The sequence below is a fragment of the Tautonia sp. JC769 genome, assembly GCF_040717455.1.
In the GTDB taxonomy this organism is placed as follows: domain Bacteria; phylum Planctomycetota; class Planctomycetia; order Isosphaerales; family Isosphaeraceae; genus Tautonia.
Genome location: NZ_JBFEFH010000017.1, coordinates 141400 through 157456, shown reverse-complemented (window position 1 = coordinate 157456; position 16057 = coordinate 141400). Strand labels below are relative to the sequence as shown.

The 16057-nt window shown below is 69.0% G+C and carries 12 protein-coding genes; 7 read left to right on the top strand and 5 right to left on the bottom strand.

Features of this window, described 5'->3' with window-relative positions:
• Positions 1-154 precede the first annotated feature (154 nt).
• Positions 155-1351, top strand: a complete 1197-nt coding sequence (locus AB1L88_RS17305) for a hypothetical protein (protein ID WP_367097931.1) — start codon at positions 155-157, stop codon at positions 1349-1351.
• A gap of 14 nt (positions 1352-1365) precedes the next feature.
• Here AB1L88_RS17305 and AB1L88_RS17300 read toward each other — a convergent pair whose 3' ends face one another.
• The gene (locus AB1L88_RS17300; protein WP_367097930.1) at positions 1366-2148 is read right to left on the bottom strand and encodes a metallophosphoesterase; all 783 of its coding nucleotides are present in this window, start codon (positions 2146-2148) and stop codon (positions 1366-1368) included.
• A 99-nt stretch (positions 2149-2247) separates the two neighbouring features.
• Here AB1L88_RS17300 and AB1L88_RS17295 point away from each other — a divergent pair, with 99 nt between their 5' ends.
• Together AB1L88_RS17295 and AB1L88_RS17290 are read left to right on the top strand one after the other, a co-directional pair.
• Entirely contained in the window at positions 2248-4020 is a 1773-nt protein-coding gene (locus AB1L88_RS17295; RefSeq protein ID WP_367097929.1) for an alpha/beta hydrolase, read from the top strand.
• A gap of 14 nt (positions 4021-4034) precedes the next feature.
• Complete coding sequence (locus tag AB1L88_RS17290) at positions 4035-4253, top strand: hypothetical protein (protein WP_367097928.1); 219 nt, start codon at positions 4035-4037, stop codon at positions 4251-4253.
• Positions 4254-4283: 30 nt separating this feature from the next.
• Here AB1L88_RS17290 and AB1L88_RS17285 read toward each other — a convergent pair whose 3' ends face one another.
• Positions 4284-5288: a pyridoxal-phosphate dependent enzyme gene (locus AB1L88_RS17285; RefSeq protein ID WP_367097927.1), complete on the bottom strand. Its 1005-nt coding sequence runs from the start codon at positions 5286-5288 to the stop codon at positions 4284-4286.
• Between the two features lie 71 nt (positions 5289-5359).
• The gene (gene cls, locus AB1L88_RS17280) at positions 5360-6823 is read right to left on the bottom strand and encodes a cardiolipin synthase (protein ID WP_367097926.1); all 1464 of its coding nucleotides are present in this window, start codon (positions 6821-6823) and stop codon (positions 5360-5362) included.
• Between the two features lie 216 nt (positions 6824-7039).
• Here cls and AB1L88_RS17275 point away from each other — a divergent pair, with 216 nt between their 5' ends.
• The 3 genes from AB1L88_RS17275 to AB1L88_RS17265 all read left to right on the top strand — a co-directional run bounded on the left by AB1L88_RS17275 (position 7040) and on the right by AB1L88_RS17265 (position 10011).
• Entirely contained in the window at positions 7040-8008 is a 969-nt protein-coding gene (locus tag AB1L88_RS17275) for an NAD(P)-dependent oxidoreductase (protein ID WP_367097925.1), read from the top strand.
• 105 nt (positions 8009-8113) lie between these two features.
• Entirely contained in the window at positions 8114-9310 is a 1197-nt protein-coding gene (locus AB1L88_RS17270; RefSeq protein WP_367097924.1) for a sulfite oxidase, read from the top strand.
• A gap of 41 nt (positions 9311-9351) precedes the next feature.
• Positions 9352-10011 carry a cytochrome c gene (locus AB1L88_RS17265; RefSeq protein ID WP_367097923.1) on the top strand — a complete coding sequence of 220 codons (660 nt, stop codon included), beginning with the start codon at positions 9352-9354 and terminating at the stop codon, positions 10009-10011.
• Positions 10012-10122: 111 nt separating this feature from the next.
• Here the strand turns inward: AB1L88_RS17265 and AB1L88_RS17260 are convergent, their stop codons facing one another.
• Both AB1L88_RS17260 and AB1L88_RS17255 read right to left on the bottom strand, forming a co-directional pair.
• Positions 10123-11190: a peptidylprolyl isomerase gene (locus tag AB1L88_RS17260; protein WP_367097922.1), complete on the bottom strand. Its 1068-nt coding sequence runs from the start codon at positions 11188-11190 to the stop codon at positions 10123-10125.
• 255 nt (positions 11191-11445) lie between these two features.
• Positions 11446-12969, bottom strand: coding sequence for a hypothetical protein (locus AB1L88_RS17255; RefSeq protein ID WP_367097921.1), 1524 nt, complete (start codon positions 12967-12969; stop codon positions 11446-11448).
• Positions 12970-13450: 481 nt separating this feature from the next.
• Here AB1L88_RS17255 and AB1L88_RS17250 point away from each other — a divergent pair, with 481 nt between their 5' ends.
• The gene (locus AB1L88_RS17250) at positions 13451-16057 is read left to right on the top strand and encodes a DEAD/DEAH box helicase (RefSeq protein WP_367097920.1); all 2607 of its coding nucleotides are present in this window, start codon (positions 13451-13453) and stop codon (positions 16055-16057) included.

Below are 16057 nucleotides of genomic sequence, written 5' to 3'. Positions count from 1 at the left end.
CCCGGGACGCGAATCGGCCTTGTGCTCCTGACGCGATTCGCTAAGGTTGGCACCGCACACCGTGGGGCAATTCCGCGCCGATCGGCCGCTGGTCAACGGAGAGCCCCTGGAACCCGTCGCGACTGCACCGCCAGCAGGCAAGGAGGCCACTGGCATGAATCGCCGCATGGCCTTGTTCTCGACCATGATGCTCGGCGGTCTGATCGGGCGAGTGGCCCGGGGCCAGGATCGCCGGTCGGGCTTCCGACCGGCCCAGGACACCGTGGACGAGCCGAGCCTCGACCCGGATCTGCTCGGGATCGGCACCGACCCGCTCGACCCGGAGATCGGGAGCCGAGGCGGCTCGGACCCGGCCGAGGATCTTCCCTTCGTCGCCCCCCCCCAGATCAAGCAGCAAGGGCTCAAATGGGGGATCTTCAACATCGCCCCCTATACCGCCCTGCCCCACTCGCGCGACACCACCAAGCCCGAGACGGCCCTGGTGGAATGGGTCTTCCGGCACACCGGGTCGGACATCTGGCATCGCGACGACCTGGCCGTCCTGAGCGCCACCTCGAAGCAGCTCCGCGTGTTCCATCGCGACGACGTGATCGCCAAGGTCAATGAGGTCTACAAGCGGTTCGTCGACGCCTGGTTCGACGTCCTGACGCTCCGGGTCCGGATCGTCGCGGCCGTCGACCCGAAATGGCGCCTCGACGTCTTCTCGCGGCTCGATCCGGTCCGGCTCGGCACGAAAGGGCGGGGAGGCCCGCAGGGGCAGCAAGCCTGGCTCGTCGACCCGAGCACGACCGAGCAGCTCATGGCGACCATGTCCCTCAGCCAGTCGTTCCGCCTCATCGAGGAGCGCAAGGAGCCGATCGTCAACGGCCAGACCCTCACGCTCCGGACCGGCCTGAAAGACCCGATCACCTATCGAGGGGGGATCGACCGCTCCAATACGGTCCAGATCGGCTTCGAGCCGACCATCGACGCCATCGAAGAAGGTGTGGAGCTGCGGGCCAGTCCGCTGCTCCGGGACGACGGGACCTCGGTCGACCTGGCGGTCGACCTTCGGGCCACGGTCGTGAAGCGGAAACACCTGACCCGCGTGATCGTGCCTCGCCAGATCGGCCCCGCCGAGATGGATCTGGACGTCCCGGAGGTCGCCCACAGCCGGCTCAACCAGACGATCCCCGAGTGGCCGCTCGACAAGACCTTGCTGATCTCGGCCGGCATCCTCCCGGGGATCTTCATGAACAAGGGGGGCCCCTTGAACCTCGGGTTCGGCGGCCCGACCCAGACCGAATTGCTCGTCGTGCTCGACCTGCAGAGCAATCTCGAATCGGCCCGGCGCCGACGCGAACGCCGCTGACCGGGCGGGTCCGCTCAGGCGCGTCGGGCGGCGAGCCGGGCGCGCAGCTCCGCAAGCGGGCCGAAGTCGAGGAGCTCCAGCCCCGTCCCCGCGACGCATCGCAGGCCTTCGGCCCGCAGGGCCTCCGGCAAGGGGGCCGTGCCCACGTCGAGCCCCGCCGCGTTCGCCGAGAAGGCCGGCAAGGCGATGGTCCGATCGTCGAACAGGAAGCACGGGGCCGATCGCCCGGCCGCCTTCAGGGTCGGGTGATGATGCCCGAAGACGATCCGGTCGCCTGGGATCGGGCGGTGCCCGTGGGCGATCGTCCAGCCCCCCACGGCGATCGACTCCGGCCAAGGGGGCCGTCGGCGCGGGTCGTGATTGCCGGCGACCATCACCAGGTCGACCCCGCGCCCGGCGAACCAGGCTCGAAGGCGAGCCAGCGACCGCGCCGTCCTCGGGCACGGGGCGGCGGATTCGGTCAGATCCCCTGCGACGATCACCCGATCGAGCGGCACCCGGGCGAACAGGCGATCGAAGGTGGCGATCGTCTCATTGAGCGAGTGGGACGGCACGACATCGCCCCCCGAGGCCCTCGCCCACTCGTAGCCGAGATGCACGTCGGCGACGACGGCAAGCCGATCCGCCTCGAAGATCGCGGCCCCCTCCGGCGCGAGTCGCCAGCCGGGAGGGCCATCGACCAGGCCCTGAGCCTCCAATCGCCCCCCGATGCGCATGGTCTTGCCCCCGGAATCGCCCCGCGAGAGCCGGGCACTCGCGGGGCGGACTTGATTCGCCCTCAATAATGACGAGACCATTGCGAAGAATCCAAGTCGCGATCTCGAATTCGAGCCGTCAGGCTCGCCGAGCCGCTCCGGACATTCCACCTCCCGTCGATGGGCAACCCGGGAACCCCCATGACCTCCTTGATCCTTGCAACTGCGTTGTTGACCCCAGCCCCGCCGGGAACGCCCCAGGAGGGATCGTCTCCTGCGGTCGGCCACTGGGTCGGGACGCTGAAGATCGGGCCCTCCGAGCTGACCCTGGTCCTGCACGTGACGCCGAGCGACGACGTCGAGGGAGAGCTCTCCGGGTCGTTGGATAGCCCCGACCAGGGATCGTTCGGCCTGAAACTGGATCGAATCGCCTTCGCCGATCGCACCCTCCAGTTCGAGAGCCAGACCATCGCGACGACGTTCAGGGGTGAGATGGACGAGGAGGGCCGGGCGATCACCGGGACGTTCACCCAGGGCGGCCGAGCCACGCCAATCACCCTGACCCTGACCCCGGACGACCAACTGCCCCGGCCCGTCGACGCCCCGGAGGCGTTGCTCGGCATCTGGCAAGGGCCGATCGAGCTGCCGCTCGGGCAGTCGCTCCGCGTGGCGCTTCGGGTGGAGACCGTCGAGGGCTCGCCGGACACGCGTCGGGCCGTCTTCGACAGCATCGATCAGGATGTGAAGGGGATTCCGGTCACCGCGATCTCGGTCGAGGGCAAGCGGGTTCGGTTCGAGGTCAAATCGATCGGCGGGACTTTCGAAGGGACGATCGACGAGGATCGCACCCGGCTCGAGGGGCAGTGGACGCAGTCGATCCTCAACCTCCCGCTCACGCTCGAGAAGGTCGAGGCGACCAGCACGCTCGATCGCCCGCAACACCCGAAACCGCCCTTCCCGTACACGGTCGAGGAGGTGACCTTCGCGAATCCGGCGGCCGAGATCGACCTGGCCGGGACCCTGACATTGCCCGAGGGAGACGGCCCCTTCCCCGCCGCCGTCCTGGTCAGTGGCTCGGGACCCCAGGATCGGGACGAGACGATCCTGGGGCACAAGCCGTTCCTGGTGATCGCCGATCACCTGACCCGCGCCGGGATCGCCGTGCTCCGGTTCGACGACCGCGGCGTGGGAGCGTCGGGGGGCGATCACGCCTCGGCAACCACGGAGGACTTCGCCACCGACGCCCTGGCCGCCGTGCGGTTCCTCCACGATCGCCCCGAAGTCGCCCCGGAGTCGATCGGCATCATCGGCCACAGCGAGGGCGGGGTGATCGGGCCGCTCGCCGCCACGAAGGCCCCTGAAGACGTCGCGTTCCTGGTGCTGCTCGCCGGGACCGGCGTGACCGGCCGCGAGATCATCCTGAGGCAATCCTCCCTGATCGCCCTCGCCTCGGGCATCCCCGAGGAGCGGGTCGACCAGCAGGTCAAGCTGCTGGAGCAACTGACGGCCCGGTTGGATACGGACGACCCCGGGCCCCTCGACGCCGACGCCGTGGACGCCCTGGCGAAACAGGCACTCGAGGGCATTGCCCCCGAGCACCGCGACGCCCTCGAGGAGTCGGACGTTGCCCTTGCGCTCTCGGCCTCGGAGCTGCAAACCCCCTGGTTCCGGTTCTTCCTCCGCCACGACCCGAGGCCGGCCCTCCGGCAGGTCTCCGCCCCGGTGCTCGCGCTGTTCGGCGAGAAGGATCTGCAGGTCGACCCCGAGCAGAATGCCCCCGAGGTTGAAGCCGCCCTCATCGCGGGCGGGAACCGGCAGTCGAAGGTCGTGGTCGTTCCTGGCGTGAATCACCTCTTCCAGCGGGCCGAGAGCGGTGCCCCGCTCGAATACGGATCGATCGAGGAGACCATCGCGCCCGACGTCCTCGATCGGATGACCACGTGGATCCGATCGGTCACATCAGAGAAGCACTGACGAGGAGATCCGTGATGATCTGCATCGGCCCTCGGCTCGCATCGCCCATGGCTGAGATGACCGTGATGCAGAACATCACGATCAACGCAATCAGCAACGCGTACTCGACCGCCGAGACCGCGGAATCGTCAGACGCGATTCGAGTGAACCATCGAGCGAGCATCGAATCGGGCTTTCTCTTGGAAGGAGGAGCAGATCGCTTCCCGGCCATCGGGCATACTCAGACACCCTGATGGGAATGCTAGGCCGGGGATCAACCACTGTCAAAGTGCGTGTCCGAGCCAGCGCCCGGCGAGATGCTGAAACATCGGATCGAGATCGACATTCCCACCCGTGAGAATGACCCCGATCCGTGTGCCGGCGATTCCCGGGACGCGGCCGCTCAGCAACGCGGCGACCGGCACGGCGCAGGAGGGTTCAATGATGATGTTCAGCCGTTCCCAGATGAACCGCATCGCCTCGAGGATCTCCGGCTCTTCTACGGCCACGATCCGTTCCAGGTGACGCGAGAGGACCGCGAAGGGTCTCGTGCCGAGCGAGGTCCGGAGCCCGTCGGCCACGGTCCTGGGGTTGTCTGACGGTTGGATCCGGCCCAGTTCGAGCGAGCGTCTCGCGTCGTCGGCTCGACTCGGCTCGGCGCCGATCAGCCGGGTCTCGGGGCTCGCCCCGGCCGTCGCCAGGCAGGTGCCGGCCATCAATCCCCCGCCCCCGATCGGGGCCGTGACGACATCGAGCGGCCCGGACTCCTCGATCAGTTCCAGGGCGGCCGTCCCGGCCCCGGCGATCACACGCCAGTCATCGTACGGGTGGACGAGTGCGTAACCGTGCTCGTCGATCAGGCGGGCGACCGTCGCTTCGCGAGACTCCACCGTCGGCTCGCAGGAGACGACGCGGGCCCCGTGCCCCTCGGTCGCCTGGCGCTTGATGGCCGGTGCCGAGTGCGGCATGACCACGCAGGCCGGGACCCCCGCGAGCTTCGCCGCGAGGGCCAGGGCCTGGGCGTGATTGCCCGACGAGTGCGTGACGACCCCGGATCGCCGCTCGTCGTCGGAGAGTTGCAGGATCGCGTTCATCGCCCCCCTGAATTTGAACGCACCGATCCGCTGGAAGTTCTCGCACTTCAGGAAGACGGAAGCCCCGACCCGTCGATCGAGCGCCGAGCACGTCAGCACCGGAGTCCGATGGGCCAGGCCCTCCAGGCGGTCGGCGGCGTCACGGATCTGATCGATCCCGATCGGGATCTCGGGAGAATGAGCGGGGGCACTCATGAGCGGGACTCCTGGCGAGGCGATGAATCAGGATGCAGAAAAGTCTCGACGCTTGACACTCAGCTCGACGCTCAAAGGTACGGAGAGAACAGCCGGGCGAGGTTGTCTCGGAGTTTGAGCGGCAGCGATCGGCTCTTCAGTGATTCGAGGGTCAGCTCGCATGCTCGGCGACGACGATCCTCGAGGAACCGATCGATCTCGGCCGCGAGACCGGGGTCGTAACATTCCACGTTCAGCTCGAAATTCAGGACGAGGCTCCTCGGATCCCAGTTGGCCGAGCCGAAGAACGACCAGGCACCGTCGACGACCATCAGCTTCGAGTGGTCGAACGGCGGCTCCAGCAGGAGGACGCGGCATCCCGCCTCGAGCAGCGGCTCGAGCAGCGGGATCCCGGCCCATTGGACCACCGCATGGTTGTTCTTCTGCGGGATGAGGATCTCCACGTCAACCCCGCGCTGCGCGGCCGAGATCAGGGCCGCCGAGAGGGGGGGGTCGGGGATGAAATACGGGGTGACGATCGAGACGGAATCGCGGGCGACCGCGAGTGCCCCGAACAGGACGGCGGTCAACGGGTTGTCCGGCAGGTCGGGGCCATCGACGATGATCCGGGCGATCGTGTCCCCCTCGTGCCGGTGGTCTCGGGGGAACCAGAGCGGGCCGTCGAGGATCTCCTCGGTGCTGAAGGCCCAGTCGTCGGCGAACGACTGTTGCAGGGTGGTGACGACCGGGCCGCAGATCTCGAAGTGCGCGTCGCGGGCATGGACCGGGTGGACCTCGCTCGGCTTGCTCAGGAAGTCGTCGAGGATGTTCATGCCCCCGGTAAACCCGAGATGGCCGTCGATGACCATCACCTTGCGGTGGTTCCGAAGGTTGGCATAACGCATCCAGTCGGGCCGCAGGGTCGGGATGAACAGCGCGACGTCCAGGCCGAGGCCTCGAAGGTGCTCGACGATCGGCGCCCCTTCGTGGACCGACCCCAGGCCGTCGATCAGGATCCGAATCTCGACCCCCCGACTGCGGGCCCGGGCCAGGGCCTCGGCCACCGGGATCCCGGCCTCGTCGTTGCGGAAGATGTAGGTGAGCAGCGTGATCGACCGCCTGGCCTGGTCGATGGCCCGGACCATCGCCGGATAGGTCTCGTCCCCCCCGTCGAGCAGTCTCACCCGGTTGCCCCCCAGCAATCGGCGGCCCGTCGCCGCCCCGCCGAGCCGGGCGAGCGTGGCCAGATGCGCACGATCCGGGCCGAGCCGTTCGTGCAGGAGGGCGTCGGTATATCCTTCCGGGTCGAGCTTGTGGACCGAGGGCCGGTCCCGTCGCAACGCCCTGGCCTTGCGCTCGATCCGGTTGATCCCGAGCAGGACGTAGACGATCGCACCCAGGATCGGCGAGAGCCAGATCAGGCCGATCCAACCGATCGCCGCCCGCGTCTCCTTCTTGTGAATCAGGACGTGCATCGTGGTGACGAGGCTCACCAGGATGCCCAATCCCGTGACCAGGATGTGTTCCCAGGAAATCGTCGCGGCGACCAGCAGCATGGACGTAACCTCTGGCGGACTCGAACACGGGCAGGCAGGCCGCCTAGCTTACCCGATCGCCGGGCCCGCTAAACCACGATCGAGGGGCCGACCCCTCGGATTCCCGGCGATCGACGCGGCGAATGCTGGGCAGGCGACTGCCGGGGCGATACACTCCGGAAATCCGATCGATCGCAACGAGACAACGGTGCGGCCTTCAAGGCCAGGAGCATTGGCGTGCGCGTCTTGATGACCGGAGGTTACGGATGCATCGGTTCCTGGGTCACCCTGCAATTGATCGAAGGGGGCCATGAGGTTGCGATCCTCGACCTGAAACGTGACACCCACCGCCTGGAACTGCTCCTCGAGCCCGATCACCTGGAGCGGGTCCGGTTCATCGCCGGCGATGTGACGGATCCGGACCTCGTCCGTGAGGCCGCCGAGCAGTTCGAGGCCACCCAGTTGCTCCACCTGGCCGCCTTACAGGTCCCCCTCTGCCGGGCCGACCCGATCAAGGGGGCCCTCGTCAACGTCGTCGGCACCCTGGCGGTCTTCGAAGCGGCCCGCATCCTGAAGGACCAGGTCACGCGGGTCGTCTACGCCAGCTCGGCCGCCGTGCACGGCCCGGGAGAGCCGAACGGCGCCCCCCTGGCCGACGAGGTCCGCCTGGCCCCGATGACCCACTACGGCGCCTACAAGGTCTGCAACGAGCTGAACGCCCGGGTCTACTGGCTCGACCACGGGATCTCGAGCGTCGCGCTGCGTCCCTGGACCGTCTACGGCGTCGGTCGCGATTTTGGGATGACTAGCGAGCCGACGAAGGCCATCAAGGCCGTCGCCGCCGGCCGCGACTACGCGATCAGCTACGGCGGCCTCCAGGACCTCCAGTACGTCGGGGACGTGGCCGCCGCCTTCGTCCGGGCCCTCGACGCCCCGTTCGAGGGGGCCGACTCCTTCAACGTCCGGGGCGATGTCGTGCCGATCGAAACCTTCGTCTCCACCTTCGAGACCGTCGTCCCCGAGGCGAAAGGCCGTGTTTCGCACGGCTCGAACCAGTTGCCGATCGCGCCGAGTCTCGACGAGAGCCGACTCCAGGCGCAGCTCGGCCCCCTGCCCCGGACGAGTCTCGACCAGGGGATCGCCGAGACCTACCGGCGGTTCTCAGACCTTCAAGCTCAGGGACGGCTCGACCTGTCGGATCTCTGACGCGCCGGTCCCACCTGACCAGGGGTTTGGACGGTCGGCCAGGGCGGGATACAATTGAATACGAGCCTGAATCGCCGAAGAAATCGATCGATCGGAGTCCCCGACATGAGCCAGGATGACACGAGCGCGATCCCGAAGTCGAACCGCCGATCGCTCCTCCGTCGGGCCTTGGGCGGTGCCTCGGCAGGAATCGGTCTCTGGGCCTGGCGAGGCCCCGAGGCACTCGGATGGTTCTCCTCCGCCGACGTCGCCGACCGCGAGCTGATCATCCGCAATCTCGTGCCGCTCGACGCCGAGACTCCCCTCACCAGCCTCGGAAGTTGGATCACCCCGAACGACCTGTTCTTCAAACGCAGCCATTTCGTCGAGCCCGCCATCCTGCCCGAGCCCTGGCGGTTGGAGATCAAGGGGCTGGTCGATCGGCCGGTTTCCCTCGCGCTGGACGACCTGGCGGAGATGGAGCAGGTCACCCGGCCGGTCGTGCTTCAGTGCGCCGGCAACGGCCGAGGGTTATTCCGCCCGAACATCCCGGGCATCCCCTGGGCGAAGGGGGCCGTCGGCAACGCGGAATGGACCGGGGTCCGGCTGGTCGACCTGCTGGAACGGGCGGGCGTGCAAGGCGGGGCCAGGCACGTCCACTTGCTCGGGGCCGACACCCCGCCGCATCCGAAGACGCCGGCGTTCTTCCGGAGCATCCCGCTGGCCAAGGCGATCGACCCGATGACGATGGTCGCCACGCACATGAACGGCGAGCCCCTGCCCCACCTGCACGGCGGGCCGCTCCGCCTGATCGTCCCCTGCTGGACGGCCAACCACTCGCTCAAGTGGTTGCGCGAGATCACCCTGGCCGACGAGGAAGCCCCCGGCTTCTACCAGAGGACCGGCTACCGGATTCCCCGGGAACTGGCTCCGCCCGGCTCCTGGATCGAGGACCCCGAGGGTGAACTACTCCCCGTCACGGCGATGAACGTCAAGTCGCTCGTCACGTCTCCCGGAGAGGGGCAGCGGCTCACCTCGGGGCGGGTGGACGTCAGGGGAGTCGCCTGGACCGGGCCCGGCCGGATCACCGGGGTGGACGTCTCCATCGACGGCGAGGCGTGGCAACCCGCCACCCTGGACGGCCCGGACGTCGAAGGCTCGTGGCGGACCTGGAACCTCGCCTGGGACGCGTCGCCCGGCTCGCACACCATCCGGGTCCGGGCCACCGATTCCCACGGCGAGTCCCAGCCGGAACAATCCCCCTGGAACCGGAGCGGCTACCTCTGGAATGCGATCGAATCGATCGCGGTCGAGGTGGCCTGACCCGGTTTGTCTTACTCTTATCCCGAGGATCGGATCGAGCGATGCTCACACGAAGCGCCCTTCTCGCCGTCTGCCTGCTGATCGCATTGCTCGCCGGCTCGTCGACCCGATGGCCGTCCGGCCGGATCCTCGCGGAAGCGACCCCACAGCAGGATGACGCGGGGGCTGAGGAAGAGGCGTTCGAACGCGAGCTGGGCCGACGGACGCTCGAAGGCAACTGCCTGATGTGCCACTCCATTGAGATGATCGAGACGCAACGGCTCACGCCCGAGCAGTGGGCCGCCGAGGTCGAGAAGATGGTCGGCTGGGGAGCCCCCGTCCCCCCCGAGGAGACCGATTTGCTGGTGGCCTACCTGGCCGCATCCTACGCGACCGAGTCCGCCGAGCCGGTCTTCGGTCGGCAGACCCTCGACGATGCCCGGTCCTCGACCCGCCCGGCACCCGATCCCGACGCCCTTCCCGAAGGCGCGGCCGACCGGGGGGCCGCCGTCTTCACCGAGCACTGCGCCACCTGCCACGGCCCGGACGGGCTCGGCGGCGACCTGGGGGTGAGCCTGATCGCCCGCCCGGTCCTGCTCCGCCCGGCCGACTACGCCTCGATCCTGCGCAAAGGCCGTCACCGGATGCCCGGCTTCCAGATCGTGCTCAGCGACCAGCAGGTCGCCGACACGCTCGCCTGGCTCCAGGCCCAATCGCGTTGATCCGACCCGGGCCGGTCGCGTCCCCCCGTTTTTTCCCCACGTGCTCTCGGCACGCGGGCAAAGCAAAAAAGGGGGGCGAGTGCTTCCCCCCCCATCGCAGGGGCGAATCGATCATTGCCGGGGCGACTGGCCGGGGACGGTTCCAGGGGTGGTGACGCCGGCCGCCGCCGACGGGGCGGGGAAGAAGTCCTCCGGCATCGGCTTGATGTCGATCTTGGCCGATTCCCGAGCGTCTTCGATGATCGATTGCTGGAGCTCTTCCCCGTAGACGCTCTCGACCGCGTCCCGAATCTGGTCGAAGGTGACTTCCTGGCCGGATCGGCGGTCGGTGACCTTGATCAGATGGAAGCCGTACTCGGTCTCGACCGGCTCGGACACCTGACCGACCTCGAGCGCGAAGGCGGCCTCGGCGAACGGCTCGACCACCTGCCCGCGACGGGAGAAATAGCCGATATTCCCGCCGTCCGGGGCCTCCTGATTGCTCGGGTCTTCCGAGAACTTGTCGGCCGCGACGGCGAAGTCGAGCGAGCCGTCGTCGATCTGCTGCTTCCACCCCGCCACTTTCTGCCGGGCGGCCTCCTTCTCGGCGTCCGTCGCTTCCGGTTCGACGCGGGCGAGGATGTGGCTGGCCTGGACGGTCGTCCCCGTGAACAGATCCTTGTTCTCCTCGAAGTACGAACGAAGGGTCGCCTCGTCGGCCCGGGCGCGTAGGTACTTCGACCACCGGAGGTTCATCGCCAGGCGTTCACGCAACTCGGTCTCGGTCAGACCCAGCTCGGCCATCAGGCTGTTCAGGCTCCCCTGCCCGCTCTGCTGGAGCTGCTGGCCGAGATTCGCGACCTCGGTGTCCAGCTCCGCCGCCGTGACGGCAACCTGCTGCTCCTGCAGGAAGCGGGAGAACAGGTCCTGATTGATCAGCGCATTGATCGACGTGGTGTAAACCTCCTCCCTCGCGTCGGGGGGGATGGCGAACTGGCCGAGGAATTCGAGGACCTGCGACCGGGTGATCGTCCCCCCCTCGAACGTGGCCACGACCGGATCGTTGGCCGCGGGGGCCTGGGCCGGGGCCGGCCCGGACGGCCTGACGGTCGGCGGAGCCTGCGCGATCGCGGGACCTGCCATGACGAGTACAACGACAAGGGCCGCCGGCGACAGCTTGCGTCGGTCGATCGCGCACATGAACGGAGCCTCCGTGGCGGAAAAAAAGTTCGAGTCGAGGGGTTCGATCGCTCGTTGAGCCTTCTGCGGGATCCTCGACCGCCAATCCGTCAGCGGTCCGGCCCGAGCTCCTGATCGCGACGCATTATACGGCCCTTTGCCCGCGGTGTTGAGAGCAAGACGCGGGAGCCGAACACCTGCGCCCTCCCCGTTCCGACCGGGAGCCGACTCGAATCGATCGCGATGCGACGCTCGGGGCTCCCCATCGTGATCCGATTACCCGAAGAACCACCAACGGACGCGAGAGGGGCGGGGGCGGAGGCGGATGACGGCCCGTTCCGAGGTCAGGTCGGGCAAGAGCAGGCCCACGGCCAGCGCCGCGGCGCCGATCAGGGCCGTGCGGAGCACCCGAGGCCGGGTCGGGTCGGGGTCGTCCTCGGGAGACTCGCCCGCCGTCGGTTCCGGACTGCCGCCGGCGGGAGGCTCGATGGCGGCGACCAGCGCGGCCAGGTCATCCGGGATGGGCGGGGAGCAATGGCTCCCGGAGAGGATCGACGGGGTCCCCCGACGGGTCCGGAGTCCCGCGACATCCGAGGGGCTGGTCCCTGGGCCGGTCATCGGGGCGATGCCCGACACCTCGGCGGGGGCCGCCAGCTCGATGGGGATGACCGCGAGCTCGGCCAGCGATCCCGATGCGGACGACTCGCCGGCGCGCTCGGGCATCCCCCGAGCCCCGGCCCGATCGGCCCCCTCGGGCCCCTCGCCGACCGGGCCGGAGGCCATGAGCAAGGGATCGGCGAACTCGTCGATCCGGGGCAGCCGGTCGGGCACCTCGCGCTCCCCCCGGATGTCGGGGCCGGTCGCCAGCAAGCCTCCCACGGTCGAGGCGCTCTGGGTCGGCAGGGGCCGGACCAGCCCTCGCTCGAACGCGGAAGCGGCCACCGACCCGGCCGAAACCCGCTCGATCGTCGTCGCCCGCCCCGGGGCGAGTTCCAGGCCGGAGAGTTCAGCCCCTCGACGCGTGTCGAGGTTCACGAAGAGGGACGCGCCGAGTTCCGCGACGCCGAAGAACGGGGCCTCCTGCTCGAGCGGCACATCCCAGCCGATCGGCGACTCGACCTGGCTCCCCCCAGCTCCGGGATACCAGGTCTCGGGGGGGGGGGGCGGGGCCGCCTGACGGACATTCAGCGTGTAGGGGACCGGCGTATCCGACATGGTCGGCGGCCCCACCACCTCGATCCCGAGGTAAAGCGCGGTCGGCTCCGTGGGGACGAGCGAAAGCAAGCGGGCATCGAGCCGATCCGTCGAAGCATCCAGCCACCAGGCATCGATCAAGGCCCCTTCGGCATCGCGCAACGAGACCCGCAAGGCGGCAACGCCGGCATCGAACCGATTCTCGAATCGGACCGCGTACGAGAAGCTCAACGCCCGCGTCCCGGGGGCCAACGCGAGGCGGAACAGGTGGCCTCCTTCTCCGACAACGACCGCCCCCTCCCACTCGACCAGTCGAGTCGAGGGCAGAGGCTTTGCCAGTTCCGGATCGAACTCGAAGCGCACGTCATCCCCAGGGATGGGGGGATGTTTGCCCGGCCTGTCGTCGGCCGAGACGAGCCACGACGTCACCCGCCAGGGGAACGACACGGTCACTCGGGAGCGCTCCGGGGCGTCCTTGGGGGATCGATCGCCGGAGACGGCAGGCGTCCCCGACTCCCAGAGGTTGAGTGTCTGGCTCGGACCAGCGAGCACGATCGGCTCCGCGATGCTCGGGGGCTCGAACGAGCCGAGGCCCGTTGCAAGCATCGCCCGGGCTTCGAGGAGTTCCAACCGAGCCGGTCGAGCCTTTCGAGATGTGCGACGGGCGGCTCGGACCACGGTCTGGCTCCTTCAATCCCTGGTGCAAGACGGCCCGGCCCGCCGCTGGCAGGCCCGCCATCCCCTCAGCATACCTCGGCCCGGACTCATTCAGGAGGCGGTCGGTCGCCCGGCCGTAGGCGAGTGTCAGGAACGGGTGTCCCGACGAGTCATCCCCTCCCTCTTGGACGGATTTCGAGGCCCGGACCCGACAGCCATCCCGAGGATTTCTCGCGCCCCGGCGGGCGATCGGGCGGGATTCCCCCCGATCGTCTCAATCGGGAGGGAAGGGCCCCGGGGCGGCCACCGGCACGCTCGACGGCCGCTGAGCTCTCGACTACAATGGACACCCGTACCGCCCCAACCCGACACCACGAAGGCCCGGATCGGATCGCGCCCCGCGCTGATCCCCCGGACGGACGACGCCCGGATGGCCCGCAATTTCGGCAATCGCCCCGCCCGATCGCGTCGAATCCCCCCCCCGGAGTCCCCGGTCGGCGCGATCCGATCGGCCGCCGTCCGCCACTGGTTCGGCCAGGCATTCCCGGGGGGTCCGACCCCCGCCCAGGCCCTCGCCTGGCCGGTGATCGACGCCGGGGAGAATCTCCTGCTCGTCTCCCCCACCGGCACGGGCAAGACGCTCGCCGCGTTCCTGGCGATCCTCGACCGATTATACCGGTCGCACGAAGCCGGGACCCTTGAGCCGGGCGTGCGATGCGTCTACCTCTCCCCCTTGCGGAGCCTCGGCTACGACATCGAGCGGAACCTGCTGGAACCCATCGATTCGATCCGACGGGAGCTCGGCCTCGACACCAGTCCGGTGACGATCGGGGTCCGCACGGGCGACACCTCCGGGCACTTCCGCCGGAAGCTCCGGGAGCAACCGCCGCACCTCCTGATCACGACGCCCGAGAGCCTCTCGCTCGTGCTCAGCCAGAAGACCTGGGGGCGGCTCTGGCGGTCGGTCGAGCATCTGATCGTCGATGAGGTCCATTCGCTCGTCCCGACCAAGCGCGGGGCCGACCTCGCGGTTTCGCTCGAACGCCTCGCGGCCCAGGCGGACCGCGACCCGAGCCGGATCGGCCTCTCGGCGACCTGCAAGCCGCCCGAGCCGGTCGCCCGGTTCCTGGTCGGGCCGACCCGATCGTGCCGGGTGATCGAGGCCCCCCGTCCCGACGGCAAGGCCGGTCCGGTCATCGAGGTCGAGTCCCTCCTGAATCGCGACGAAGGCCCCCACCGAGGGCTGACCTACCGCCGCCTGCTCCGGAGGCTCCGGGACGAGACGGAATCGAACCGCACCACGATCGTCTTCGCCAATACCCGGGCCTTCACCGAGCGGATCACCCACGACCTGAAGGAAGACCTCGGGGCCGAAGCCGTCGCGGCGCACCACTCGGCGCTCGACGCCAACCGCCGTCGAAGCGTCGAGGCGGCCCTCAAAGGCGGAGAACTGCGGGCCGTCGTCACCAGCACGAGCCTGGAGCTGGGGGTCGACATCGGCTCGGCCGATCTGGCCGTCCTGGTCGGCCTGCCGGGCAGCGTCGCGCGGTGCCTCCAGCGCGTCGGGCGGGCGGGGCACCGGGTCGGGTCGCAGACGAAGGGCCTGATGCTCGCCGCCACCGCCGCCGAGCTGGCCGGGGCCGCCGTCACGGCAAAGGCGGCCCGGGAAGGGCGCGTCGAGCCATTGCGGACGGTCGAGGCGCCGCTCGACGTGCTCTGCCAGCAGCTCATCGGCATGGCCTGCGTCGGCGAGTGCTCGGCCGACGAGGCGTTCGCCCTCGTCCGCAAGGCCGGGCCGATGGAGCACCTGAGCCGGCCCGACTTCGACGCCTGCCTCCTGTTCCTCTCCGGGGAACTTTCCGCCCCCGCCGGGGCCTGGGAGCCGGAGCCGGGGGCGACCCCGAAGTGGACCTCCCCCCGCTTCTGGAAGAAAGGGGACCTGTTCGGGGTCCGCAACGCCAGGATCATCCGCTGGTTCCGGGCGAACGTGGGGACGATCACCTCGGAGGAATCGGTCAAGGTCTTCGTCGATGAGGCACCCATCGGCACCCTCGAAGGGAACTACGCCGAGCGGCTCCAGCCGGGCGATCGGTTCGTGCTCGACGGCCGGGCCCTGGAGTTCGTCCGGCTCGACGGCCTGACCGTCCACGCCCGATTCTCGGGGGGGGACCCCGACCTGCCGCGCTGGACGAGCGACCGCCAGGGGCTCTCCGCCGAGCTGGCCTCGGAATTGGCTTCGTTTCGTTATCGTGCCGCAACCCTCCTCGACGAGGGGACTTCGGCGTTCCGCGCATGGCTCGTCGAGTCGTACCGGCTCGAACCGGAAGCCATTGGCCTGCTTGAAGATCTGTTCGCGGCGCAGGAGCAACTGAGCGAGGTCCCCCGGCCTGGTTCAGTCCTGATCGAGGAGTCTCCGCACGAGGAAGGAGTTTGCTACACCGTCCACGCCCCGCTCGGCCGATCGGCCTGCGAGGCCGCCGCCCGGGCCTTCGCCGCCCGGCTCGGCCGACGGTTCGGGCGTGACCTCGGCCTGGTCGTCGCCGACCTCGGCTGGCAGGTCCGGCTGCCGATCGAGGCGTCCTTGACGGCGAGCGATCTCCCCCCCCTGCTCGACCCCGAGGGCTTCGCCGACGACGTGCTCGCCGGGATCGACCGCGGCGACCTCGCCGCCCGACGCTTCCGGCATGTCGCCTCGACCGCCTTGATGGTGCTGCGCCGCCCCGAAGGGGGTCGGACAAAAGTCGGCGGCCTGCTCTGGGTCAGCCAGCGGCTTTACCCGCTCGTCCAGGCCGCCTGCCCCGATCACCCGCTGTTGAAGGAAACCCGCCGCGAGGTGCTCCACGATCTGCTCGATACCGCCACGGCGCTCGACTGGCTCCGATCACGCCCCGTCGTCCGCTTCCGATCGCTCGACGGGCCCTCTCCGTTCACCGCCTGCTGGATCGACGCCGCCGGGCCGGAAGCGATGAAGTTCGAGTCGCCCGAGGAGGCGCTGCGGAGGTTCCACGAGCGACTCTTTTCCGGAGGTCAGGATTGA

What these genes read in the sequence shown, in the direction of transcription:
- AB1L88_RS17255 (WP_367097921.1), bottom strand. Translation starts at nt 12,969, where the DNA reads ATGCTTGCAACGGGCCTCGGCTCGTTCGAGCCCCCGAGCATCGCGGAG.
- AB1L88_RS17295 (WP_367097929.1), top strand. Translation starts at nt 2,248, where the DNA reads ATGACCTCCTTGATCCTTGCAACTGCGTTGTTGACCCCAGCCCCGCCG.
- cls (WP_367097926.1), bottom strand. Translation starts at nt 6,823, where the DNA reads ATGCTGCTGGTCGCCGCGACGATTTCCTGGGAACACATCCTGGTCACG.
- AB1L88_RS17270 (WP_367097924.1), top strand. Translation starts at nt 8,114, where the DNA reads ATGAGCCAGGATGACACGAGCGCGATCCCGAAGTCGAACCGCCGATCG.
- AB1L88_RS17300 (WP_367097930.1), bottom strand. Translation starts at nt 2,148, where the DNA reads ATGGTCTCGTCATTATTGAGGGCGAATCAAGTCCGCCCCGCGAGTGCC.
- AB1L88_RS17285 (WP_367097927.1), bottom strand. Translation starts at nt 5,288, where the DNA reads ATGAGTGCCCCCGCTCATTCTCCCGAGATCCCGATCGGGATCGATCAG.
- AB1L88_RS17305 (WP_367097931.1), top strand. Translation starts at nt 155, where the DNA reads ATGAATCGCCGCATGGCCTTGTTCTCGACCATGATGCTCGGCGGTCTG.
- AB1L88_RS17290 (WP_367097928.1), top strand. Translation starts at nt 4,035, where the DNA reads ATGATCTGCATCGGCCCTCGGCTCGCATCGCCCATGGCTGAGATGACC.
- AB1L88_RS17265 (WP_367097923.1), top strand. Translation starts at nt 9,352, where the DNA reads ATGCTCACACGAAGCGCCCTTCTCGCCGTCTGCCTGCTGATCGCATTG.
- AB1L88_RS17260 (WP_367097922.1), bottom strand. Translation starts at nt 11,190, where the DNA reads ATGTGCGCGATCGACCGACGCAAGCTGTCGCCGGCGGCCCTTGTCGTT.
- AB1L88_RS17250 (WP_367097920.1), top strand. Translation starts at nt 13,451, where the DNA reads ATGGCCCGCAATTTCGGCAATCGCCCCGCCCGATCGCGTCGAATCCCC.